Source organism: Streptomyces sp. NPDC001270, assembly GCF_042896695.1.
Taxonomy (GTDB): domain Bacteria; phylum Actinomycetota; class Actinomycetes; order Streptomycetales; family Streptomycetaceae; genus Streptomyces.
This window is the reverse complement of sequence record NZ_JBIAXM010000002.1, coordinates 241,160-263,906: the sequence shown is the minus strand read 5'-3', so window position 1 is coordinate 263,906 and position 22,747 is coordinate 241,160. Positions and strand designations below refer to the sequence as shown.

The 22,747-nt window shown below is 73.6% G+C and carries 16 protein-coding genes; 8 read left to right on the top strand and 8 right to left on the bottom strand.

All coding sequences use genetic code 11. The annotated features are described in order from the left end of the window. Positions 1-44: 44 nt before the first annotated feature. Together ACFY2B_RS04995 and ACFY2B_RS04990 are read left to right on the top strand one after the other, a co-directional pair. A complete protein-coding gene (locus ACFY2B_RS04995; protein ID WP_390761739.1) occupies positions 45-1,322 on the top strand; it encodes a sensor histidine kinase in 1,278 nt (425 codons plus the stop codon). Continuing rightward, positions 1,319-2,074 (top strand): response regulator, encoded by a 756-nt coding sequence (locus ACFY2B_RS04990; RefSeq protein ID WP_390761738.1) that lies wholly within the window; start codon positions 1,319-1,321, stop codon positions 2,072-2,074. Before ACFY2B_RS04995 ends, ACFY2B_RS04990 begins: the two co-directional genes overlap by 4 nt. 173 nt (positions 2,075-2,247) lie before the next feature. On the opposite strand, the gene ACFY2B_RS04985 is transcribed toward ACFY2B_RS04990, so the two are convergent. Both ACFY2B_RS04985 and ACFY2B_RS04980 read right to left on the bottom strand, forming a co-directional pair. Next, positions 2,248-5,058 carry an AAA family ATPase gene (locus tag ACFY2B_RS04985; RefSeq protein WP_390761737.1) on the bottom strand — a complete coding sequence of 937 codons (2,811 nt, stop codon included), beginning with the start codon at positions 5,056-5,058 and terminating at the stop codon, positions 2,248-2,250. Positions 5,059-5,384: 326 nt separating this feature from the next. Further along, positions 5,385-6,518: an FAD-dependent oxidoreductase gene (locus ACFY2B_RS04980; protein WP_390761736.1), complete on the bottom strand. Its 1,134-nt coding sequence runs from the start codon at positions 6,516-6,518 to the stop codon at positions 5,385-5,387. Between the two features lie 103 nt (positions 6,519-6,621). Between ACFY2B_RS04980 and ACFY2B_RS04975 the strand changes: the two genes are divergently transcribed. Then, positions 6,622-7,308, top strand: a complete 687-nt coding sequence (locus ACFY2B_RS04975; protein WP_390761735.1) for a TetR/AcrR family transcriptional regulator — start codon at positions 6,622-6,624, stop codon at positions 7,306-7,308. Positions 7,309-7,563: 255 nt separating this feature from the next. Here ACFY2B_RS04975 and ACFY2B_RS04970 read toward each other — a convergent pair whose 3' ends face one another. After that, the gene (locus ACFY2B_RS04970; protein WP_390761734.1) at positions 7,564-8,190 is read right to left on the bottom strand and encodes a TetR/AcrR family transcriptional regulator; all 627 of its coding nucleotides are present in this window, start codon (positions 8,188-8,190) and stop codon (positions 7,564-7,566) included. 135 nt (positions 8,191-8,325) lie between these two features. Here ACFY2B_RS04970 and ACFY2B_RS04965 point away from each other — a divergent pair, with 135 nt between their 5' ends. Beyond that, on the top strand, positions 8,326-9,777 hold the full coding sequence (locus ACFY2B_RS04965; RefSeq protein WP_390761733.1) for an amidase: 1,452 nt from the start codon (positions 8,326-8,328) through the stop codon (positions 9,775-9,777). A 504-nt stretch (positions 9,778-10,281) separates the two neighbouring features. Here the strand turns inward: ACFY2B_RS04965 and ACFY2B_RS04960 are convergent. The 3 genes from ACFY2B_RS04960 to ACFY2B_RS04950 form a co-directional block, all read right to left on the bottom strand. Beyond that, positions 10,282-10,644 (bottom strand): winged helix-turn-helix transcriptional regulator, encoded by a 363-nt coding sequence (locus ACFY2B_RS04960; protein ID WP_390761732.1) that lies wholly within the window; start codon positions 10,642-10,644, stop codon positions 10,282-10,284. 186 nt (positions 10,645-10,830) lie between these two features. Further along, entirely contained in the window at positions 10,831-11,403 is a 573-nt protein-coding gene (locus tag ACFY2B_RS04955; RefSeq protein WP_390761731.1) for a flavin reductase family protein, read from the bottom strand. Between the two features lie 102 nt (positions 11,404-11,505). Continuing rightward, on the bottom strand, positions 11,506-12,708 hold the full coding sequence (locus ACFY2B_RS04950; protein WP_390761730.1) for an acyl-CoA dehydrogenase family protein: 1,203 nt from the start codon (positions 12,706-12,708) through the stop codon (positions 11,506-11,508). A gap of 201 nt (positions 12,709-12,909) precedes the next feature. Between ACFY2B_RS04950 and ACFY2B_RS04945 the strand changes: the two genes are divergently transcribed. From ACFY2B_RS04945 to ACFY2B_RS04930, 4 genes are all read left to right on the top strand, one after another. Then, a complete protein-coding gene (locus ACFY2B_RS04945; protein WP_390761729.1) occupies positions 12,910-13,488 on the top strand; it encodes a TetR/AcrR family transcriptional regulator in 579 nt (192 codons plus the stop codon). A 464-nt stretch (positions 13,489-13,952) separates the two neighbouring features. After that, the gene (locus tag ACFY2B_RS04940; RefSeq protein WP_390761728.1) at positions 13,953-14,873 is read left to right on the top strand and encodes a L,D-transpeptidase family protein; all 921 of its coding nucleotides are present in this window, start codon (positions 13,953-13,955) and stop codon (positions 14,871-14,873) included. A 361-nt stretch (positions 14,874-15,234) separates the two neighbouring features. Then, on the top strand, positions 15,235-16,683 hold the full coding sequence (locus ACFY2B_RS04935; protein WP_390761727.1) for a hypothetical protein: 1,449 nt from the start codon (positions 15,235-15,237) through the stop codon (positions 16,681-16,683). Next, complete coding sequence (locus ACFY2B_RS04930; RefSeq protein ID WP_390761726.1) at positions 16,680-21,323, top strand: FtsK/SpoIIIE domain-containing protein; 4,644 nt, start codon at positions 16,680-16,682, stop codon at positions 21,321-21,323. Before ACFY2B_RS04935 ends, ACFY2B_RS04930 begins: the two co-directional genes overlap by 4 nt. An 82-nt stretch (positions 21,324-21,405) precedes the next feature. On the opposite strand, the gene ACFY2B_RS04925 is transcribed toward ACFY2B_RS04930, so the two are convergent. Together ACFY2B_RS04925 and ACFY2B_RS04920 are read right to left on the bottom strand one after the other, a co-directional pair. After that, on the bottom strand, positions 21,406-21,717 hold the full coding sequence (locus ACFY2B_RS04925) for a WXG100 family type VII secretion target (RefSeq protein ID WP_390761725.1): 312 nt from the start codon (positions 21,715-21,717) through the stop codon (positions 21,406-21,408). 88 nt (positions 21,718-21,805) lie between these two features. Continuing rightward, a complete protein-coding gene (locus tag ACFY2B_RS04920) occupies positions 21,806-22,723 on the bottom strand; it encodes a hypothetical protein (RefSeq protein ID WP_390761724.1) in 918 nt (305 codons plus the stop codon). Positions 22,724-22,747: the final 24 nt, after the last annotated feature.

The window sequence follows — 22,747 nt, the reverse complement described above, 5'->3', positions numbered from 1 at the left end:
CGGCCGAGGCGGAGGACGGCGGAACCCCCGTAACCTGCATCGTCATGAACCAGTTCTTCGACGTCCCGGCGGGCGGCACGCGGCGGATCGCAGCGGTGTGCGTGGCGGTGCTGCTGCTGGCCGCGGTGGCGACCGAGGGCGCGGACACCGGTTCCGTACCGCTGGCCGCGGCCTGGACGCTGTCCGGCGGTCTCGTCCTGGCGGCCGTCGCCGTGCGCCGTGACCGCTTCGGGGCGGTGGCCGCCGCGGGGATCTGCGCGTCCTGCCTGGTGACCCTGGTGAACAGCCGGGTGGCCGCCCGGCCCGAGGTGACCTTCGGCACGGTCGAGTCGTGCGCTCTCCTGCTGCTCGTCGTCCGTACCGTGCGGCTGCGTCCGCCGCTGCGGGCCGCGGCCCTGGCCGGGGGAGCGCTGGTCGCCCTGACGGTGATCATCCTGCGACTGCCGTCGGCCGAGTACGGTCCGACGGGGTCGCTGGTGGTCCCGGCCCTCTGGTTCGCCGCCACCCTGGCGGCGGTGCTGGGCCTGTACCTGCGGCTGCTCGACCGGTACCGGGCCCAGCAGCACGAAGCCGGACTCCAGGCACAACGCCTCGACTACGCACGGGAGTTGCACGATTTCGTCGGCCACCACGTGACCGCGATCATCGCCCAGACCAAAGCCGTGCGCTTCGCGACGGCGGCCGGCCGCCCACCGGGCCCCGAGGAACTGGACGGCATGCTCGCGGCCATCGAGGAGGCCGGCTCGCAGGCCATGCAGTCGATGCGGGGCATGGTGGCGGTCCTGCGCAGTCCGGACGGGACGCCGTCCACGGCGGAGCCGGGTGGCGGCCTCGGGGACCTGCGGGCCCTGACGGCACGGTTCGCGGCGGCGGGTCCGGCCACCACGCTCACCCTCGATCCGCGCCTCGCCGCCGGTGGCCTGCCGCCCGGCATCGCCACCACCGTGCACCACGTCGTACGCGAGTCGCTGACGAACGTCCGCAAGCACGCGGGCCGTGCGACGGCGGTCACCGTCGACGTGCGGGTGGACGGCGACACCGCCCGCCCGGCCGTACGGGTGTCGGTGACCGACGACGGACCGGACGCCGCAGGACCCGCCGCCCGCTCCACGACCGGGAGCGACGGCCCGGCCCGCGGGCCGCGTGCGGCACGCTCCGGTTACGGCCTGGTCGGGCTGTCCGAACGCGCCGCCATGGTCGGCGGGACCGTCACCGCGCAGGCGCGACCGGGTGTCGGGTGGACCGTCGAGGCCCGTATCCCGTTGCCCGGCCCGCTCCCCGACCGCACGGACGGGCCCGCGACTGCCACCCTGGACGCATGACGATCAGCATCCTCATCGCCGACGACCAGCAGATGATCCGCTCGGCCTACGGAATGATTCTCGGCTCACAGCCCGACATGGAGATCGTCGCCTCGGTGGCCGACGGGACCACCGCGGTCCGGGAGGCCCGGCGGCTGCGCCCCGACGTGTGCCTGCTCGACATCAGGATGCCGGGCCTCGACGGACTGGAGGCGACCCGGCTGCTCGCGGGGCCGGAGGCGGACGACCCGCTGCGGGTGCTCATCGCCACCACCTTCGACCTGGACGAGTACGTGTACCGGGCGCTGCGCAACGGGGCCTGCGGCTTCCTGCTCAAGGACGGCTCCCCCGCGCTGCTCGTCGAGGCGGTCCGGGCCGTGGCCGCCGACAACGCCCTCATCTCGCCCTCGGTCACGGTCCGGCTGCTGCGGCACATGGCGGACGCGGCGGCGGGGGCCGGGTCGCCGGCGTCGCCCGGCGCGGCGGGGGCGCGGGTCCGCGCGACGGGCCGGGGCGGACGGCCGAGCAGCCGTGCGACGGTGCGCCGGCTTCCGCTGACGGCACGTGAGGTGGACGTGGTACGGCTCGTGGCCCGCGGTCACACCAATGAGGAACTGACGACCTTGCTCCACGTCAGCCTGTCCACGGTCAAGACGCACCTGGGCAGCGTGCAGCGCAAGCTCGCCGCCCGCAACCGGGTGGAGATCGCCGCCTGGGCCTGGGAGAACGGCGTCTGCACGGCCCGGTACGAACAGGACACGTCACCGAGCTGACCACCGTGGCCGTCATCGACGATCTCTCCGCGCCCGCCGCACACATTCCGTGTGCCACACCTCAGGTGCCATGCGCCACGCAGCACACACCACACGCCACACGCGATGCGCCACGCAGCACACACCACACGCCACACGCGATGCGCCACGCAGCACACACCACGTGCCCCACGTCAGGTGCCAGGAACATCCCTCAGTGCCTCGGCCAGCTGCACCCGTGCCGTCACGCCCAGCAGGGGGAAGATGCGGTAGAGGTAGGAGCCGATGGTCCGGGGCGACAGGTTGAGTTCCGCGCCGATCTGCCGGTTCGAGAGTCCCCGGCCGGCCAGTTGGGCGATCCGCAGCTCCTGCGGGCTGAGCAGGTCCTCGGGCCGGGCGGAGGGGGATGCGCCCGGCGCGGCCGGCTCGGCCCGTTCGCCCGAGGCCCGAAGCTCCGCGGTGATCCGCGCGACACGTGCCTCGGCGCCCATCGTGGTGAAGGTGGCCGCGGCCTGGCGCAGGGTGACCCGGGACTCGGTGAACTCGTGCCGGCGCCGCAGCAGGCGTCCGTGGGCCAGCCGCAGGGACGCCTCCAGGAAGGGCCGGTGCGACAGGTCCAGTGCGAAGGCACGGGCGTACCGGCACTCCGCGCCCGCGTCGTCCGCGAGGACGGCTCGGGCCACCGTGAGCCCGACCGAGACGAGCGGCGTGTGCTCCGCGCCCAGCTCGCGTTCGAGGCCGGCCAGCGTCGCGCGCGCCTCCTCGGCCGCGTTGACGGCGTCGGCGGCCTCCGCGAAGGGGACCAGGGCGTACCGGGCCGCGGCGCAGCGGCCCGGGTCGGCGAGGAGGGAGGAGAGCGCCGCGAAACCGGCGGCGAAGTCGCCGCTCTCCACCTGGGCCCACGCGGTGCCGACGGCGACGATCTCGTCGATCGAGCGCACCGAGCGCCGGGCGGGCGTCAGGTCCCGGGCGGCGACCGCGGGCACCGTACCGGTCCGCAGACCCCGTACGACGTTCCCGAGGAGTCGCGCGGCGCTCGCGTGGTGACCGTGGAAGTTCTCCTCGGCCAGCTCACCGCAGCGCCGGAAGGACAGTTCGGCCTGGGCCCAGTCGCCCGTGATCAGGTGTGCCATGCCCTGCCGGAGCACGACCCGGGGCAGTTGGTCCGTCAGCTCACGGAAGCGGTAGCGGTGCTCCGTCCGCCGGTACAGGTCCAGCGCCCGCAGCGGGTCCCCGGCCAGCAGGGCGGCCTCGGCGAGGCGTTCGACGTCCCGTTGCGACAGGTGCGCGAGCCGGGGGAGGGCGGACAGCCGCGCGATGACGGCCGCGGCCCGGCGGACCGGGCCCACCGCCGCCATGGTGTGCAGCAGCCGCGGGTCGTCCGCGTGCTCCGGCAGCCCGTCGAGAAAGGCCAGCAGGGCGTCCACGCGTGCTTCGTCGCCCGCGACCTCGGGTGCCGTCAGCTGGGCCAGTTCCAGCGCGTTCGTCCGCTCGTCGGCGCCGACCGGCACGGGCCAGGCGGCGGGGTCCGCGGGCGCCCGCCGCGGGTCCTCGTCGTCCCGGTCCTCGTCGCCCAGGCGGGTCAGGGCCTCGGCGCAGAGCGTGCCCAGCGGACCCAGCGGATGGCGCAGCGCGTACTGGGCCGTCGTCCGTGCCAACCCCTCCCAGCCGAGGTCGTGGGCGAGCTGGGCGGCCAGCAGCGCGCAGCGGCCCCGGTCCTCGGGCGCGTGGTGCAGGTCGGCCGCGCGGCGCAGCAGACGTACGCCTATGACCGGTTCGCTCCGGTGCAGGGCATGGCGGTGCACGGCTTCGAGCCGGCCGGCGAGTTCGGGGTCGGCCTCTTCCGCGGCCTGTGAGAGGTGCCACAGCTTCTGCACCGGGTCCTGCTCCAGTGCCGCCGCCAGGGCCGCGTGCGCGGCGCGGAGACGGTGCGGGGCGAGGTCGTGGACCACGGCTCCCGCCGTGGCGGGGTGGCTGAAACGCAGCCGCGTGCCGTCGAACGTCACGAGACCGTCGCGCTCCGCCGGCTCCACCACCGCGAAGCCCGCCGCGGCGCCGGTGATCCTGGACGCGGCCGACAGCAGCAGGGGCAGGTCGCCCGCCGGGTGGAGCGCTGCCACCAGCAGCAGGTCACGCGTGGCCGGGGGAAGCTGTGCGACACCGGGTGCCAGTGCGGCGGCCAGCCGGTCGGACGAGGCGGGCGCGTAGGGCACGGGGTCCTCGGTCCGCACGGGCAGTTCGAGGAGCACGAGGGGGTTGCCCGCCGCGGTCGCCAGCAACTCGTGCGCGCCCTGCGGGTCGTGGTCCGGCCGTTCCGCCGCCAGCAGGGCGGCGGACTGGGCGGGGGTCAGCGGGGCGAGGTCCAGTTCCGTGAGCCCGGCCAGGGACGCCAGGTGCGCACGGTGCGGACGCGAGGTCATCAGGAGGGCCGGCGCCTGGCCTCCGGGCCGCCGTGCGACGAAGGAGAGCACCTCCCTGCTGGGTTCGTCCAGTGCGTCCCAGTCGTCGACGGCGATCAGCAGGGGCTGCCGGGCGCCGGCCGATTCCAGGGCGCCGAGCACGGCGAAGGACAGCCGGCCCCGGTCACCGTGCGTGGGAACGCCGTCGACCAGCAGCCTCTCCAGGAGCTGGCACTGCCGGGCCTCCAGCGACCAGCGCAGACCTTTCAGAACCGGCCAGACGATCTGGAGCAGGCCGGAGTACTCCGGCGGGTTGCCGCCCCGGACGCCGGTGCAGCGCAGCACGTGCAGACCGGCGGCGGTCGCCAGGCCGACGGCCGTCTCCAGCAGTTCCGACTTCCCCGAACCCGCGTCGCCGCGGATGACACAGGGCCCTCCGTGCGCCACGGCCGTACGCAGGAACCCCTGAAGTTCGCGCAGCTCACGATCGCGTCCGACGAGTCCGGGGGCGGTCGACGGCCGCCGGGGGAAGGAGGGGACGGGCGACGGCGTGCGACGGTCCTGCTCATCGGCCGCGGGGGAGAAGACCTCGCGCCGAGCGTTCATGGGTGACCCCCGTTCCGGGACATCGAACGGTCCCACCGGATACAGGGGAGCGCGCTCTTGCCTGGTCCCCATCCCAGCGGACAGGTGTCCGCGGAACCAGGCAGTTCACATGCAGCTTGTCCTCCACCGGCCGAAATCGCCAGCCGGCGGGCGCACGGCCACGCCTTCTTCGCTGGGGGAAGGCGGCTTCCGGCGGGCGTCGGCGAAGGGCCGGCGGGCCGGTCCCGGCGGAAGACCCTCCCACCCGGAACAACGGGGCAAGTCGTGCCAAAAGTTCAGCGGGGTGGTCGCCGCGGTGGTCGGGCCCGGCCCACGAGGCCCGTGGGTCACGAGTCCTGCTCGGTTCCGGTCATCAGGGCGAGCACGCTGTGGGGCGCGTCGTCGTCGATCATGATCGTGTAGAAGTCGTCGTCGTCCGCTTCCACGGATGCGGCGCGGGTGGCCATGCCCCGTTCGTACTCGGCGAGCGCGGCCTCCGCGTCGCCGGGGTGCGCGGCGAGGGCCTGGCCGAGCTCGGCGCCGTCCTGCATGGCCAGGTTGGCGCCCTCGCCGTTCGGCGCCCTGAGGTGGGCCGCGTCGCCGAGCAGGGTCACCCCCGGCACGTGGTCCCAGCGGTGCCCGGCAGGCAGCGTGACGATGCGGCGCAGGACCGGCGGGGTGTCGCTCTCGGTGATCAGGGCGGTGAGTTCAGGGGCCCAGCCCTCGTACTCCTTCGCGACCCGCGCGGTCAGGGCTGCGGCGTCGGCGGTGTCGAGGTCGGCGAGCCAGTCCTGGGGCTTCCTCAGCTGTGCGTAGGTGTGCAGGGTTCCGTCCCCCTCCCGATGGGCGAGCAGTCCCCTGCCCGGCGCGAGCGCGAACAGCGATCCGGCCCCGACCGCTTTCGCGGCGGCGGGATGGCGGGTGTCCCCGTCGAACAGGAACGTCTCCACGCTGCTGACCCCGACGTACTCGGGGACGGCCTCGGAGAGCGCCGGACGCACCCGCGACCACGCGCCGTCAGCGCCGACGAGCAGGCTCGCGACGACGCCGGTGCCGTCGGCGAAACTCACCTCATGGCGGCCCTCGCCGAGGGCCCGCACGCCGCTGGCCCTGTGCCCCCATCGGACCGTGCCCGGGGGCAGCGAGTCGAGCAGCATCTGCCGCAGCGCGCCGCGCGGCACCTCGGGGCGCCGGCCGGTGCCGTCGTCGGGCAGCTCCAGCAGCACGGTCCCCGTCCGGTCCAGGACCCGGTACGACTCGCGGCCGGGCAGGACGAGCCTGCTAAACCCCTCGGTCAGGCCCGCCGCCGCCAGCGCCTGCTGGCCGTTCTCGGGGTGGATGTCGAGCAGTCCGCCCTGGCGGCGCGCGGCCGGCGAGGGCTCCGCCTCATGGACCGTGGCCGGGATGCCGTGCACGTGCAGCACGCGGGCCAGCATCAGACCTCCCAGACCCGCGCCGATGATCGTGACCGGAGTCGTCATGGGTCAACCTCCCGAACTCGCTGGACCGACCCCCATTGGATCGTCACTCCAAAACGCTAACACGACACTGGATCGGCGATCCACGCATGCGACACTGAGGACCATGGTGAAGAGAACTGCGAAGGGATCTGCGCGGACCCCGCGCCGCACGGACGGCCTGTCCAGGGAGGTGATCATCAAGGCCGCGACCGACCTTCTGGACGGCGGCGGCGAGAGCGCGCTGACACTGCGCGCGCTCACCGTTCACCTGCGCACCGGCTACGGAGCGATCTACCACCACGTCGCGGACAAGAGCGACCTGCTCGCGGCGGCCGCCGACGACATCATCGCCCGGGTACTGGCCGGCTCGGGCATCGATGGGGACCCGCGCGAAGCCCTGCGTCGCCTCGCCCTCGGCCTGTTCGACGCGATCGACGCACACCCCTGGGTCGGGGCCGAACTCTCCCGGCAGCCGTGGCGGCCCGCACTACTGGACTTCTACGAGAGCGTCGGCAGACTGCTCGACGCGCTCGCCGTCCCCGAGCGAGCGCGTTTCGACGCGGCCGGCACGCTCGTGAACTATGTCCTCGGCGTCGCCGCGCAGAACGCCGCGAACGCCCGGCGCCGCACGGGAAGCGACAAGGACCGAGCGGCCTTCCTCGACGGCGCCGCCGCACAATGGGCGCAGATCGACCCCGGCCGGTACCCGTTCGTGCACGCGGCGGCGACGCAACTGCGCGAGCACGACGACCGCGAACAATTCCTCGTCGGCGTCGACATCTTCCTGAGCGGGATCGCAGACTTGCGCTAGACGACCACCGGCGACCACCACCCTTCGCGGCAAACCGGCACGGCGGCACGGCCCGGCAGGCGGGGGTGTGGTGGCGGGAGTGACAGCCGGGTGTGGCGGGCGGCCGGGTGTGACAGTCGGGGTGTGGCGGCGGGAGCGGCGGGCGGATCGGCGCGAGCAGGAGGCGCGGCGGCCGGGTGTGGCGCCAACGCGCCGTCCGTGCCGACCTGGTGGCCGCTGTGACCGCCGCACCCGTACGCCCGCGGGCCGGGGCGGTCAGCCGGTGGTCGCCCGGGACGTGCCGAGGAGAGAGCGGTGCCGGTCGACGATCCCCTCGACGATGCGCAGCAGTCGGTCGCCGGCCCGGTCGATGCTTCCGTTCTGCGTGCTGACCTGCGCGCCTTCGAGTACGAAGGTGATCTCGGCGGCGGCCTGCTCGGGGTCGGGCAGCCCGGCCTCGGCACACATGGCGACCAGCCTGCGGGTCTGTAGGGCCTTGTGTGTCTCGATCACCTGCCGTGCGGGATGGGAGCGGTCGGGCAGTTCGGCGAGGGAGTTGATGAACGGGCAGCCCCGGTGCGAGATCGCCGGCAGCCCCTCGGCGATGAACCGCGCCAGGCCCAGGATCTGCTCCCCGGGCCGGCCGGGGTGTTCGGCCTCGACCCGGTCGAAGGCCGCCTGGTAGTCGGCGGCGACGATCCGCAGCCACTCCGCGACCAGCGCGTCCTTGGTCTCGAAGTGCCGGTAGATCGCCATTTTGGTGGTCCCGGCCCGATCGGCGATCGCCTGCACGCCCACCCGCCGGATCCCCTCGCGCTGGAAGAGTTCTTCCGCCGCGTCGAGGATGCGCTCACGGGGCGGCAGTTTGGCCACCCTGCTCGGCCTTCCGGCGGTCGATGCCATGCCTGCTCCGACTCCTGTGCGACGTCCGGTCCGTTGCGGGCACTCGCCCTCCGCTACGGTACCAGTCCGTTCCATTCGATACCGTTGGGTATCGTCAGGTACTCAACAGTATCGTCCAGTCCCCTGGGAGTGACAGTGAGAGTTGCGGAGTACGCGAGTTTCGACGCGGTCGGACTCGCGGAGCTGGTGGCGAAGGGCGAGGTGACCCCCGCCGAACTGGAAGCAGCCGCACGCGAGGCCGCGCAGGCGGTCGATCCGCGGATCAACGCCGTCGTGGAGACCTGGCCGGCCGACGACGCGCCCACCCCCGGCAGCACACCCCTGGCCGGGGTCCCCTTCCTGATCAAGGACATCGGGGTCACGATGGCCGGGAGGCGTACGGAGCTGGGCAGCCGCCTCGCGGCCGGCATCGTCGCCGACGCCGACTCCGCCCTGATGCGGCGCTTCCGGCGGGCCGGCCTCGTGACGTTCGGGCGCACCGCGACACCGGAGTTGGCCTACAGCACCACGACCGAACCGGTGCTGTACGGCGCGACCCGCAACCCGTGGGACCCGCGGCGGAGCGCGGGCGGATCCAGCGGCGGCGCGGGCGCGGCGGTCGCCGCCGGGGTGGTCCCGATCGCGCACGCCACCGATGCCGCCGGCTCGCTCCGCATCCCCGCCGCCTGCAACGGCCTCTTCGGTCTGAAGCCCACCCGCGGCCGGGTCTCCATGGGGCCGGGCGCCGACGAGGTCTTCAACGGCCTGGCCGTGCAGGGCAGTGTCAGCCGCACCGTACGTGACAGCGCGGCCCTGCTCGACCTGATCAGCGGCCCGGAACCGGGCGACCCCTACTTCGCCGAGCGGCCGTCGGGGCCGTACGCGCAGGACGTCACCCGTGACCCGGGCTCGTTGCGGATCGGTGTCCTCACCCAGGCGTGGGGCGGACGCCGCACCACTCCGGCCGTCGCCGACGCCCTCTCCCGCACCGTGGCTCTGCTCGAATCCCTCGGCCACCGGGTGACGGAGGCCGAGGTCGGCCTCGGCGCAGGCTGGGAGGAGTTCGTCCTGGCCAACGCCCGTCTGTGGACGGCGAACCTCACGGCCTCGGTGGACGGGCTGGCCGCCGCCTCCGGCCGGCCCGTCGACTCCTCGACCCTCGAACCGGTGACCCTCGCCGGCTACCGCTACGGGCAGCGGGTCAGCGGCGCCCAGTTCGTCGATGCGCTCGGCATCCGCAACCGGGTGGCCCGAAGCCTGGCCCGGTCCTTCGACGCTCACGACCTGCTGCTCACCCCGACCCTGCCGGAGCTTCCCGTGCCCTTGGGCACGTATGCCGAGGGCGCGGCGGCGCTCGACGGCCTCGGCTGGATCGACCGCGTCCTCGACCGCTCCCCGTTCACCGCCGTGTTCAACGTGGCGGGCACGCCCGCCATGTCCGTGCCCGTGACGGCCGACGCCGGCACGGGCCTCCCGATCGGTATGCAGTTCGCCGCCGGTTACGGGCTCGAAGACCGCCTCTTCCGCCTCGCCGGCCAACTCGAACGGGCCGCCCCGTGGGCGGAGCGGACCCCGATGGTGTGGGCGGGGCACCCCACGCGCGGCTGAGCGGCGGGCCCGGTGCGGCCGGCGCCTTCAGACGTCTCTCTTCACACCTCGTGGTACCAGGTATGACCCCAGGTGTTCAGCTCGGGCTGCCGGTCGGCCCGGCGGAGTGTGTGTGTCCGTCCCCCAGGCGGTCGTGCCGGGTTCGGTGGCCGCCGGGTGCGGCGGGACGCCCCGCGGGTGTGCGGCGGCGGGCACATGGTGGCGTACTCCCACACGTGTGCTGCCGGTCGGCCGGGCTCCGTGGTGCTGGTGCTGGTGTCGGCCGGCGACGTCTGCGTACTGCCTGTACCAGCGGTACCCGCCCAGGCTCAGGGCGGGGCGGGCTACAGCCAGGACAGGCAGTACGCAGACGCCGATGACCCACGAAACCGGGTCGGACGGCGCGGGAACGCCGACGGGGCGCGGCGTCCGCCCGTCCCCGTGACGGGTATTCGGACGATCGGGCTTCTCAGCGCGTCGGCGGCCCGGTCGGGACCGCCGGGGCGGGGCGCGGCCTCGGGCCGGTCAGCTCTCGTCCGGCCGTCGGTCCGGCGGCAGATGGAGCTTGGCCCACGCGGCCAGTTCGTCGAGGGCCGGTTCCAGCGCCCCGCCCGCCTCCGTCAGCCGGTACGAGACCCGCAGCGGCGGTCCCTCGTCCACCTCGCGCAGGACCAGCCCGGCGGAGCCGAGTTCGGTGAGCCGGTCGGAGAGCATCCGCTCGCTGAGCCCGGGGATCGCGCGGCGCAGATCGGTGAAGTACGCGGGACCACCGGTGAGGACGGCCACGATCGGGCCGGTCCAGCGCTTCCCGAGCAGTTGGAAGACTCGTGCGATGCCGGAGTCGACCTGCTTGCACGCCTCCGCGTCGTGGCTCCGCTCGACTGTCACGCCCCCAGGGTACTTGTCCCGCCGCACGGTGGCTGAAAACGTGTGTCATCCAGCCGCGTGTATCCCGCCGGTCCTGCCTCCCGGGAGCCGCCGCGGGCTCGCAACACTGCCTGCGGCACGGCCTGCGATTTTCGGCCGCCGGACGACGGGGGCGGACCGCGGCCCGCCCCCGTACCGGACCTGCTCCTACCGGACCCGGGCGAACGGCGCCGCCGACATCGTCGCCGTTCCGCCGGACGCGGAGTCGGCCGCGGCCGACTCCGCGTCCGGCGCCAACGCCCGGTAACGGCCCCGGTGGAAGACCAGCGGCTGCCGCGCCGGGTCCGCCCTGAGTGCGGTGACCCGGCCGATGACCAGGTGGTGGTCGCCGCCGTCGTACTCCTGCCACAGTTCGCAGGAGACCCAGGCGCAGGCGCCGTCCAGCAGTGGTGCCCCGCCGGGACCGGGCGACCACCCCACTCCCCGGAACTTGTCGGTGCCCGACCGGGCGAACGCCGCGCTGACGTCGGCCTGGTCCTGCGCCAGCACGCTGATGCCGAAGACGCCGGCCTCCCGGATGAGCGGCCAGGTCCGTGACGACCTGGCCGGGGCGAAGGAGACGAGCAGCGGATCGAGGGACAGGGAGACGAAGGACTGGCAGGTCAGGCCGAGCGGCCCGGCGGGCCCGGCGGCCGTGACGACGGTGACGCCCGACGCGAAGTGGCCGAGCACCTCGCGCGCGGAGCCGTCGGCGACCGCCGGGGCGCTGGGTCGGGTCATGGCTTCCCTCCTCCTTCTCGTTCGGGCCCTCGTTCTCGTCCCGTCCCTTGCTCGCGTCCCGGTCCTTGCTCTCGTTCGGGCCCTTGTTCTCGTCCGGGCACGTCAGACCATCGGGCTGACCGGCCGCTGGTCGCCGACCAGGGCCCGCCCGTACATCTCGCGGGCGAGACCGGGGTTGAGCGTCGGGTGCCGGCAACCGGTCTCCAGATCACGCCAGTACCGCTGGACGGCCTTCGCACTGGAGAAGCTGCCCGCCCCGCTCACCGTGAGCAGCGACTGCACCGCCGCGCGCAGGCATTCGGAGGCGTGCCCCATGTCCATGCGCACCCGGGCCCGTTCGGTGAGGGTGGGAGTGGTGCCCGTGGCCGCCGCAGCGCCGATGAACGCGGCGGAGCGCGCGAGGTGGAGGTGGGCGGAGTCGATCAGCGTGGCCGCGTCGGCCAGCGCGGCCTGCACGCTGGGGGAGTCGGCGAGCCGGGCGTGCAGGGACATCGCCATCGGCTTGCCGCCGTCGACGGCTTCCAGGGTCAGCCGGAAGACCTCGCGCGCGATGCCGAGCAGGGGCCCCATGCAGGTCAGCGTCATCGATCCCGGCGCGATCCGGTAAAGCGGTTCCGGCGGCAGCCCGTTGCCCTGCACCACGTCGGCGAAGCGCCTGAGCCGGTGGAACGGGACGAACACGTCGTCAGCCACGAGCGTGTCGCTGCCGGTGCCGCGCATGCCCGCCATGTCCCAGGTTCGCTCGACGGTGAGGGCGCTCCTGGGTACGAGGGCGAGCCCGCGCTCCGCCTCCGCGCCCTCGGATCCGGCCAACGGAACGCCGAGCAGCGCCCATTCGGCCTGGTGGCAGCCGGACGCCCACGACCACGAACCGGAGACGAGCAGTCCGCCTTCCACCGGGACGGCACCGACCCCCACGCTGCCGAACACCCCGCACATGGGCACGTCCGCGCCGTCGCCCCACAGGTCCTGCCGTGCCTGCTCCCCGAAGGAGGCGGCGATCTGCTGTGCGACGTACGAGACCATCACGACCCAGCCGCTGGACGGGCAGGCTAGTGCCACCTCGGAGGTGACGTCCAGGCTGGCGGCGGGGGAGACCTCGTGGCCGCCCCACCGCTCGGGTACGCCGAGCCGGAAGAGGCCGGCCTCCCGCAGGGCCCGGGTCGCCTCGGGGGTGAGCCGGCTGTCGCGCTCCGCCTCGTCGGCCTCGCGGCGCAGGACGGGGGCGATGGCGCGGACAGCCTCGACGAGCGGGCGGATCGGGTCGGCGAGGTCGGCACGTTCGGTGCCGGTCCAACTGTTCATGGCGGTCTCCAGGACGTGGGTCGGTGCGGGAAGCGAAGTCTATCCGGACCCTCGGGTCCGTTTGACGGTTCACTATAACCGGACCCGAGGGTTCGGTTAGTCGGGCGGGGCGGGCGCGGTCCGGTAACGGTGTCTTCCGGCCTTCGCGGGCGACGCTGTGGGCCCGTGACCGCGGGACGGCCGGGCGGGCACAATGGACGGATGACTCCCGTGCAGACCAACCCGCGGCCGACCGGGCAGGACACGCCCCTGAAGCGGGCCGACGCCCGGCGCAACCACGAACGCATCTTCGCGGCAGCATTGGAGATCTTCGACGAGTTCGGCCTACAGGGCACCGTGCCGCAGGTCGCCGAGCGGGCCGAGGTGGGGAAGGCCACCGTCTACCGCAGCTACCCCGCCAAGGAAGACCTGGTGGACGCGGTCGTCCGGCATCGCCTCGTCGAGCTGGACCGGGTGACGGAGCCGGCGCTGGCCGAGGCCGATCCGGCGCGGGCGTTCGAGGCGTACGTGCGCCTGCTGTTCGAGACCCTCGCCGGGGACCGGCTGCTGTCGGAAGTGCTAGCCGAGGGACGTTCGGCGCACACCGGCCCCCTCCTGGACCGGCTGGTGGGCCTGATGACGGAAGCCAAGGCCGCCGGCCTGGTCCGCGCCGACGTGACGCTGCTCGATCTGCGCGTGGTGCTGTGCGGCATGACCCTGCAACTGCTCGCACTCGCCGAGCGCGACCCGGCGCTGTGGCGCAGGTACGGCGACATGACCCTGCGGGCACTGCGGCCCTGACCCCGTCGACGGGCAGCGCGCGTCTCCGTCCCGACCGCGCCGTACCGTCGGCGCCGTCCCAGGCCGCCCCCGAGCGGCATACGTGTGACGGAGACCACCCAGGGCCGCCGCGTCGAGGCGATCCGAGCGGGCGAGGGGCGGACAGGTACCTCGCCGGCGTGGTGAACGCACCTGCGCACGGTGGGAGTTCGCGCGGCCACCCCGTGCTGACCGGGGACGACATCGCGTAGGCCGACGCGCCGGGATCACACCGGCGTACCACCGGAACCAAACTGATTGTATCCTCAACGAATATGTAAGGCGGTCCTCGGTCGGGCGGCCGGGCGGGGGGAGGGAGCCGCCGGGTGTCTCCAGCTGACGACACGTCACCCGTGGGCCGGCGGAGTGTGGTGCCGTCGGAGCGCGCCTGCGCGGCTTGCCACGGCACACCGGACCATGGCCACGAAGCGGGGGGCGTCTCAGACATGGCTTCATCCGACATACGCGCGCACGGTGGCCGTCACCGCGCGCCCTCGGCCGCCGACCGGCTGCTCGCGCCGCTCACCGGCTCGGGCTCGCGGCTGTCGTTCGCCGGCTCCGGTTCGCGGCTGCCGTTCACCGCCGTCGCGCTGCTCACCGCGGCCTCCGTCTGCGGCTGCGGAGTGGTCGGCGGGACCGGTGCCGGATCCGCCGGTGCCCGGCTGGCCGTCCGGGCCGCCTGGACACCGGACGCCGCGCCCCACGCCCAGCCGTCCGCACGGCCGTCCGCGCCGGGCGACCCCCAGGCGGCGCCGGACGCCGGCCCGCTCCACGGCGATCCCGCGCACCTGCCCGGTCTCGGCCGCCGGACGGCGGCCCGGATACCCGCGGACGCCCGGCAGGTCGTCCTGGTCACCGGCGCGGGCAGGAACTCCTCCCGCTCCCACGTGGTGCTCTACCGGCGGACCGCCTCCGGCTGGCAGGGCGGCGCGACCTGGCCCGCGCACAACGCCCTCAAGGGCTGGACGGCCGACCACCGCCTCGGCGATCTCCGCTCGCCCATCGGCGTGTTCACCCTCAGCGACGCGGGGGGCCTGCTGGCCGACCCCGGCGCCAAGCTCCCGTACGACCGGTCCGGCGGATTCTCCGTCAGCGGTACCGGCTTCGACGGCGAATCCCTCGCCGGGTCGTTCGACTACGTCATCGCCATCGACTACAACCACGTCAAGGGCACCTCCCCGCTCGACTGGGGCCGCCCGCAGGGCGCGGACAAGGGCGGGGGCATCTGGCTGCACGTCGACCACGGCGGCCCCACGCACGCCTGTGTGAGCCTCGCGAAGTCACACATGAAGGAACTGCTGCGCACGCTCGACCCCGCCCTGCACCCGGTGATCGTGATGGGGGACGCCGCCGCGCTGGCGAAGTGAGCGCCGCGGCGGGCACCGCTCACGCGGCCGGCCGGGGAAACAGGTGTCCACAGTTGTCCCGTACTCACACATATCCGTGTGGGCAAGGCCGTGTCACGATGCTGCGGCGGGCGCCGGGTCGGTGCGCCAGGGGGACACGTTTCTGTTTACACTCGGCTGTGACAGCGGCGCCGAGACGACCGCTGTCACACCTGTGCGGCCGGGACGGCCACGTGGCCGGTGGACACCCCCCGGCACATGTGTCGTACCGCGTTCACCATGTCCTCGACGGCCTGTGAGACGTCGGTCGTGGCGAGACCCGGTCGTTCTCCGGTAGGCGACAGAGCGAGGGGTTCTCGTGCACATCCATCAGGTGGGCCCGGTGGCAGGCTGGATACCGGTGGCGCAGGCCGACCGTACGATCGCCCTGTCCTGGAACTCGGGCACGAGCGTACTGATCCTGGCGCTGGCCGAACTCCTGCTCCTGGTGTGGCTGTTGCTGCGCCGACTGGCGCGCAGACAGGGAGGCTGGCGGCGCACCTGGCGCCGGCTGCGCCGCCAGGTGCGCCTCACCCGCCGGGCCTTCTCCGAACCGGTGCGGGAGTTCCTGCGCTTCCGCGCCGCCGTACGGCGGCTGACCCGCCTGCTGGCCTCCCAGGGCACCGGAGCCGTCGCCCACCATGCGCTCGACGGCGTCGACGGCGCGGTGCGTCCCACCGCCGCCCAGGCATTCGGCTTCGCGGTCGCGGTCCGGCCCGCCACCCGGCGCAACGCCGGCGAGGTCGCCGTACGCGTCGCGGGCCGGGACGTGCCGCCGCCACCACAGCCGTGGCGGACCGACGGCGACCCGCTGGTCTGGTACGCCTCCGCCGTCGACGCGGCGAACCTCGCCACGTCCGGCGCGGACGGGACGGGACGACCGCCCGCCGTGCCCAGGGTGCTGGTGCCGCTCGGTCTGAGCGCCGACGGCGTGGTCCTCCTCGACCTGCTGCGCGGGCCCCGCATCCTGAACACCTACGGCGAGCACCGGGCCATCCGCGCGTTCGTGCAGGCGGTGGCGGCCTATCTCGACCTGCCCGGCGGGACGGCGCAGGTGCTGGTCACCCGCGGTGTGCAGCCGGGGTTCGACGGCCCCGACCTGGACTCGCTGCTGGAGTCACTGGCCGTGCCGGAACCCGGGCGCACCCGGCCGGTGGTCGTGGTGTGCGCGGCCCCGGACGACGAGCAGGCGGCGCGGCTGTCCGAGTTGGCGGGCGCCGGGCTGCTGTGCGCCGTCGTCGTCGGCCCGATGTCCGCCCACCGCTGGGAGATCCGGGTCGACTCGCGCGGCCGGACCGAGACACCCGGCCTGGGCATCGAGACCGACGCCGGTCCGCTCGGCCCCGCCGTGGCCCGCGCCGCGCGCAAGAGCGGCGCGCGCAAGCGGCGCGGCGGACAGCCGGCGGGCGGACCCGCAGGCGGACCGACGGGCGGACCGACAGGGCCGTGGCCGCCCGCCGGACCGGACCCGCGCCGCCCCGGGCCGCGGCCCGCCGTACCCGCGCCGCGGCCCTCCCTGACCGCCGTGCCCACCGTCCCCGCACCCGCGGCCCGGCCCACCCCGCATGCCGGAACGGCGGCGCCCGGCGCCCGCCGTACCGACCGGGCCGGTACGGCGGCCCCGCGACCCTCCCTCCCGGCCGGCGCGCCGCCCGCACCAGCCCCAAAACCCCTGGCTCCGGCCGTCCGTGACCTGTTCGCCGAACCGGAGACCACCGGCGTCCCGGCCGCCGGCACCCCTGACGCCGAATCCTTCGACACCCCCCGAGCCGAAAGGCGGAACGAGTCGTGAAGCTCCTCGTCACCACCGTCGACGCAGAGCGGCGGGAGCAGCGCGACGTACTCGTCAACGCCGCCGCCGCGACCTCCGTGCGCCGACTGGCCCCGCACCTGCTCGCCGCGCACCGGGGCACCGCCCCCGAGGAAGCGGACGCCGCCCACGGGACCGAGGACGTCCCGCTCTACCTGGGCGACCGGCTGCTCGACCCCGACACGGTCCTGGCCTCCTCCGGCATCCGGGACGGCAGCACCCTGGGCCTCGGCCGGCCCGTGACCGGCAGCGCATCGGTCTACGGCCCCGCCCGTGACGAGATGCCCACGCCCCGGGCACCCGGCTCCGCCCCCGTGGTCGAGATCCAGGTGATCGGCGGCCCGAAGGCCGGCCAGGTCCACCACCTCGGCATCGGCACCCACTTGATCGGACCCCGGGCGGGCAGCTCCGTACGACTGGCGGGCAAGGGCGTCCCCGCGGAGGGACTGCGTCTGACCGTACGCGCGGACGGCACGGTGCTCACCGTGCTGCCCGACGGCGACGGACAGGTCCGGCTCTCCCTCCCCGAGGCACCGCCGCCCCGCCCGCGCGCGGACGTGGCGGCCCTGCCACCGGAGCCCGACCCGAACCCCGAGGACCAGGAGCCCGACGACCTTCCCCGCGGCTGGACGCTCTGGGAACTCGACGGTGAACTCGTCGTCGGCGAGCACCTGTTGCGCGCGGTCCGGCCCACCCCGGCCGACGCCGCCGTGGTCGCGTCGCCGACGGCCGTCCTGGACTTCAACCGGCCGCCCCGGCTGCTGCCCCCGCTCCAGCCGGAGACCTTCCGGCTGCCCGGCCCGCCCGGACCCCCCAAACGCCGGCCCCTCCCCTTCCTGGTGATCATCGCGCCGATGTTCATGGGCGTGGCCATGGTCTGGATCTTCCATTCCTTCCTCTACATGGCGTTCATGGTGCTCAGCCCGGTCCTGGGCATCGGCAACTGGATCAGCGGACGGCGCGGCGGCCGCAAGGAGTACCTGGAGGGCGTCGCCAACTACCGGCTGCGCCGCGCCTCCCTGGAGACGGACGTCCGGGCCAAGGTCGACCACGAGCGGCGCGTGCGGATCGCCTCCGCCCCGGACCCGGCGGTCGTCGGACTGATGGCCGTCGGCCCCGGCGCCCGGCTGTGGGAACGCCGCCCGTCCGACCCCGACAACCTCGTCCTGCGCATCGGCACCACCCAGCAGCAGTCGCTGCTCCAGATCGACGACGGCGCCCGCGAGGACAACCACCGCAACGTCTGCTGGCAGATCCCCGACATGCCCATCGGCGTGGACCTCGCCGGCAGCCGGGTCGTCGGCGTCGCCGGCCCCGAGGAACCCGCCCGCGCGCTCGCCCGCTGGGCGGTGGCCCAGGCCGCCGTGCTGCACAGCCCGCGCGATCTGAAGATCTGTGTGCTCACCGACACCAAGACCGCAGACGCGTGGGAATGGGCCCGGTGGCTGCCGCACGCCCGGTCCGGGCTGTCCGCCTCCCAGGACAACGCACCCGTCATCCTGCTCGGCAACGATCCCGAGACCGTCGCCAACCGGGTCACCGAACTGATCAACGTCATCCGCCACCGCAACCAGGCCCAGCAGGCCACGTTGCGCGGCGCGCTGCTCAGCGAGCCCGACGTCCTGGTCGTCCTGGACGGAGCGCGCGGACTGCGCGACGTCCCCGGCATGGTCCAGGTCCTCAAGGAGGGTCCGCTGCGCGGCATCCACCTGCTGTGCCTGGACCGCGAGGAGCGGATGCTGCCCGAAGAGGCCAGCGCGGTCGTGTCCATCGCCAAGGACACCCTGACGCTGCGCCGCACCGGGCTGCCCGACATCACCGGCATCCGCCCGGACTACGTCACCCCCGAGTGGGCCGAACGCCTGGCCCGCGGCATCGCCCCGGTGCACGACGTCACCCCGGACACCGGCGGCGGACTGCCCGACGACGTCTCGCTGCTGGACCTCCTGAACCTGGAGCCCCCCACCGCCGAGGAGGTGGTCCAGCGCTGGCACCGCCGTCCGGCCTCCACCTCCGCGCTGGTCGGCCAGGGCTTCGACCGTCCGGTCGCCTTCGACCTGGTCAAGGACGGCCCGCACGCGCTGATCGCGGGCACCACCGGCTCCGGCAAGTCCGAACTGCTCCAGACCTTCGTCGCCTCGCTCGCCGCGGTCAACCGCCCCGACGAACTGACCTTCGTGCTCGTCGACTACAAGGGCGGCAGCGCCTTCAAGGACTGCGTGCGGCTGCCGCACACCCTGGGCATGGTCACCGACCTCGACAGCCACCTCGTCCAGCGCGCGCTGGCCTCGCTCACCGCCGAACTGATCCGCCGCGAGCACCTGCTCGCCACGGCGGGCGCGAAGGACCACCCCGAGTACCGGGCACTGCGCCGCCGCGACCCGAACCTGCCGCCGATGCCACGCCTGCTGCTGGTCATCGACGAGTTCGCCACCCTCGCCCGGGAGATCCCCGACTTCATCCCCGGCCTGGTCGGCATCGCCCAGCGCGGTCGCTCCCTCGGCCTGCACATGGTGCTGGCCACCCAGCGGCCCGCCGGCGTCGTCACCAGCGACATCCGGGCCAACACCAACCTGCGGATCTCGTTGCGCGTCACCGACGCCAACGAGAGCACCGACGTGCTGGACGTACCGGACGCGGCGAGCATCTCCGCGGCCACCCCGGGGCGGGCCCTCGTACGGCTCGGGCACCGCTCGGCGATGAGCTTCCAGACCGCCTACGTGGGCGCCCCGCGCCCGCGGAGCGAGACCGCGCCCGCCGCCGGCCCGGCGGACGGAACCGGTCGGGAGCCGGCCGAGCGGACCGGACCGCGGCCCGAAATCTCCGACGAGGACACGGCACTGTGGATGACCCCGCTGTCCTGGCAGGGCCTCGGCCGCCATGTGCAGGCACCCGAGGAAGCCGAGGACGAGTTCGCCTTCCTCACGGACGAAGAGGGCCCGACCGACCTGATGGCGCTCGTCGACGCGCTCCTGGAGGCGGCGCGGGCGTCCGGCCACCAGCCGCAGCCCAGCCCCTGGCTGCCGCCGCTGACCGACAGCCTCACCCTGTCCGACCTGCCGGAACCTGTGGCCCCCACCGGTGACGGACGGCTCGTCCCGGCCGCCTGGGCGCGCGAGGACCTGCCGCGGCTCCAGGCGCAGCCGCCGGTGTTCCTCGACCTGAACACCTTCCCGCACCTGTTCGTCCTGGGCATGCCGCGCTCGGGCCGGTCGCAGACGCTGCGCACCATGGCCAGCGCGCTCGCCCGCGCCAACTCCTGCGCGGACCTGCACTACTACGCGATCGACGCGGGCGGCGGCGCGCTGGCGGCGCTCTCCGCGCTGCCGCACACCGGCGCCGTGGTGCCGCGGGCCGACCTGGAACGCATGGGCCGGCTCCTCAACCGGCTCACCGCCGAACTCGTACGCCGCCAGGAGCTGATGACCGCGCACTCGGCCGGCAACATCACCGAGCTGCGCGCGGCGCTGCCCCCGGACCGGCGCCCGGCCCACCTCGTGCTGTTCATCGACGGCTGGGACACGCTCAGCGCGCTCGTCGGCGAGATCGAGGAAGGCCGCATGGTCAGCCAGGTCGCGATGCTGCTGCGGGAGGGCGCGGCGGTCGGCGTGCACGTCGTCGCCACCTCCGAACGCGCCCTGATGGCCGGACGGACCGCCGCGCTGAACGACAACAAGCTGCTGCTGCGGATGAACGACGTCAGCGACTACACCATGAGCGGCATCCCGCGCGAGCAGGTCCCCTCCGTGATCCCGGCCGGGCGCGGCTTCCGCACCGACACCGGCAGCGAGTTGCAGATCGCCGTGCTGCCGGGCGGTCTCGGCGGTCCCGAACAGGCCGAGGCGCTCCAGCGGATCGGCAAGGAGGCCGCCGCCCGGGACCTGGGCGTGCCGGCCTCGGCGCGGCCCTTCCGCGTCGAGACACTGCCGATGACGATCAGCTTCAAGGAGGCGTACGAGCGCGTCGGCACGACGCCGCGCGGCCCGCTGACCGCGATGCTGGGACTGGGCGGCGACGACGTGGCTCCCGTGTGGGTGGACTTCGCCGGGGTCGCCTCGACGTACACGGTCGTCGGGCCGCCCGGGTCCGGCCGCAGCACCGCGTTGCTCTCCCTGGCGGCGTCCCTGCTGCGCTCCGGGACCGGCGTGGTGGCCCTCACCCCCCGTGAGTCGCCGCTGCGCGGCCTGGAAGGCCACCGCAAGGCGGTCGTGCTGCCCTCGCCCACCCCGAGCGAGCAGGACCTGCGGGCGGCACTGGAGAGGGTCGGCGGCGTCGCTGTCGTCATGGTGGACGACGCCGACCTGCTGTCCATGTCACCGGTGGACGGCATGCTGCGGGACATCGCCTCCTCCGGCCGCGACCGGTCCCTCGGCCTGGCCGTCGCCGGTCCCGCCGAGGCGCTGGTGTCGCCGCTCAGCACCTGGATCGGCCAGGTGCGGCGCTCGCGCAAGGGGCTGCTGCTGTCGCCGCAGACCATCGGCGAGGGCGACGTGCTCGGTGTGCGGCTGCCGCACAACCTGATCCGGGCGAACCGGGTTCCGGGCCGGGCCCTCACCGTCGACGATGCGGGGGCCCTGATGACCGTCCTGGTGCCGGAGACCGAGGCAGGCGACGCGCGCTGAGGCGCGGCGGGAACGCAGGACGGGACAGGGGCGCCGCTCGACGCGGCGCCCCTTACTGCGTGCCCCGGCGGGCCGGCCGGTGCTACTTGCCGTCGCCCCTGATCTGCGCGGCCATCGTCTGGTCCATGTCGTCGATCTGGGTCTTGATGGCGTTGAACTGCTTGGCGAAGTCCTCGATCTTGGCGACGATCTGGGTGAGCTGGCCGGTGAACTGCTCGTAGGCGTGCTGCATGGCCGGGCTGGTCTGCTGCAACCACAGACCGTCGGTGAGGAGGGTGTCCACCGACGACTTCAGGTCCATGAGCTGCGGGTTGATGGTCGTCACCGCGTGTTGCAGCCGGGTGGAGACGGATTCGATCTGGCCGTACTGGAGCTGCACGTTGTTGCTGGGCATGAGGGTTCCTCGGTCCGTGTCGCCGACCAGGGCGGCCGGGGATGTCTGGGGGTGTCTGCGGGTGTCCGGTCCGTGTGCTGGGGGTGTGTCAGACGGTGCTGCCGACGGAGGTGTTCGAGTGCTGGGAACCTCCGGGGTCGTTCTTGTCGTCCTTGCCGTCACCGTCGGTGTCGGTGGCCTCCGGGTTGTTGTTCGTCCACTGCGGGTCGTCGGACTTGAGGCCGGAACCGGTGTAGCTCGACGTGTCGACCGTCTTGCCGTCCTTGTCGGTGTTGGTCACGATCTTGCTGCCCTTGCCGTTCGCGTCGCCGTGCACCTCGATGACCGTCTTCGACCCGTCGGTGTGCGTGACCGTGGTCGTGTAGCTGTTCTCGTCCCAGTGGTCGGTGTGCTCGTGGTACGACAGACCACCGCCCATGTCGTCGATAGTGGTGTCGCTCGACTTCAGATTGCCGTGGGAGACGAAGGTCGCCTGGGTCGAGTTGTGGACCTTGTTCGTGCCGTCGCCGTCGTGGAGGTACTCGTAGCCACCGGGTTCGAAACCCGGAGGCTGCGGGGCGTTCGGGTCATTGGGGTCGGCCAGCTTCTGCTTCTTCAGGTACGGGTTGCCGTTCTCGTCCCAGCCGTGGACGAGGATCTCCTGCTCCGTCATCCACTTCCAGCTGTCGTAGGCCTTCTTCTTCATGTCCCACGCGCTGTGATACCAGGCCGCGGCCTGGATGTTCGCCTGGGTGGCGAAGCTCGCGTCCAGCTCGAACCACTTCTGCGACGCACCCTTGTAGGTGCCGCTCAGGCTCTCCAGCAGCTTCCTGGCGTTCTCCCAGGGGCCCAGCCACTGGAAGAGAAAGTGGTTCGCGGCGCCGAACGCCCCGCCGAGTTCGGCCCGGCTGTAGAAGGATTCATGGCCCATCAGCCGGGAGTCCGCGAGCTGGTCCTTGAGTTTCTCCGTGTCAGCGGCCAGCACCCTCAGCAACTCGTAGTCGATCGCCACGTCGAAGTCCGGCATGTCCTCTCCCTCCGGTCACCCGAC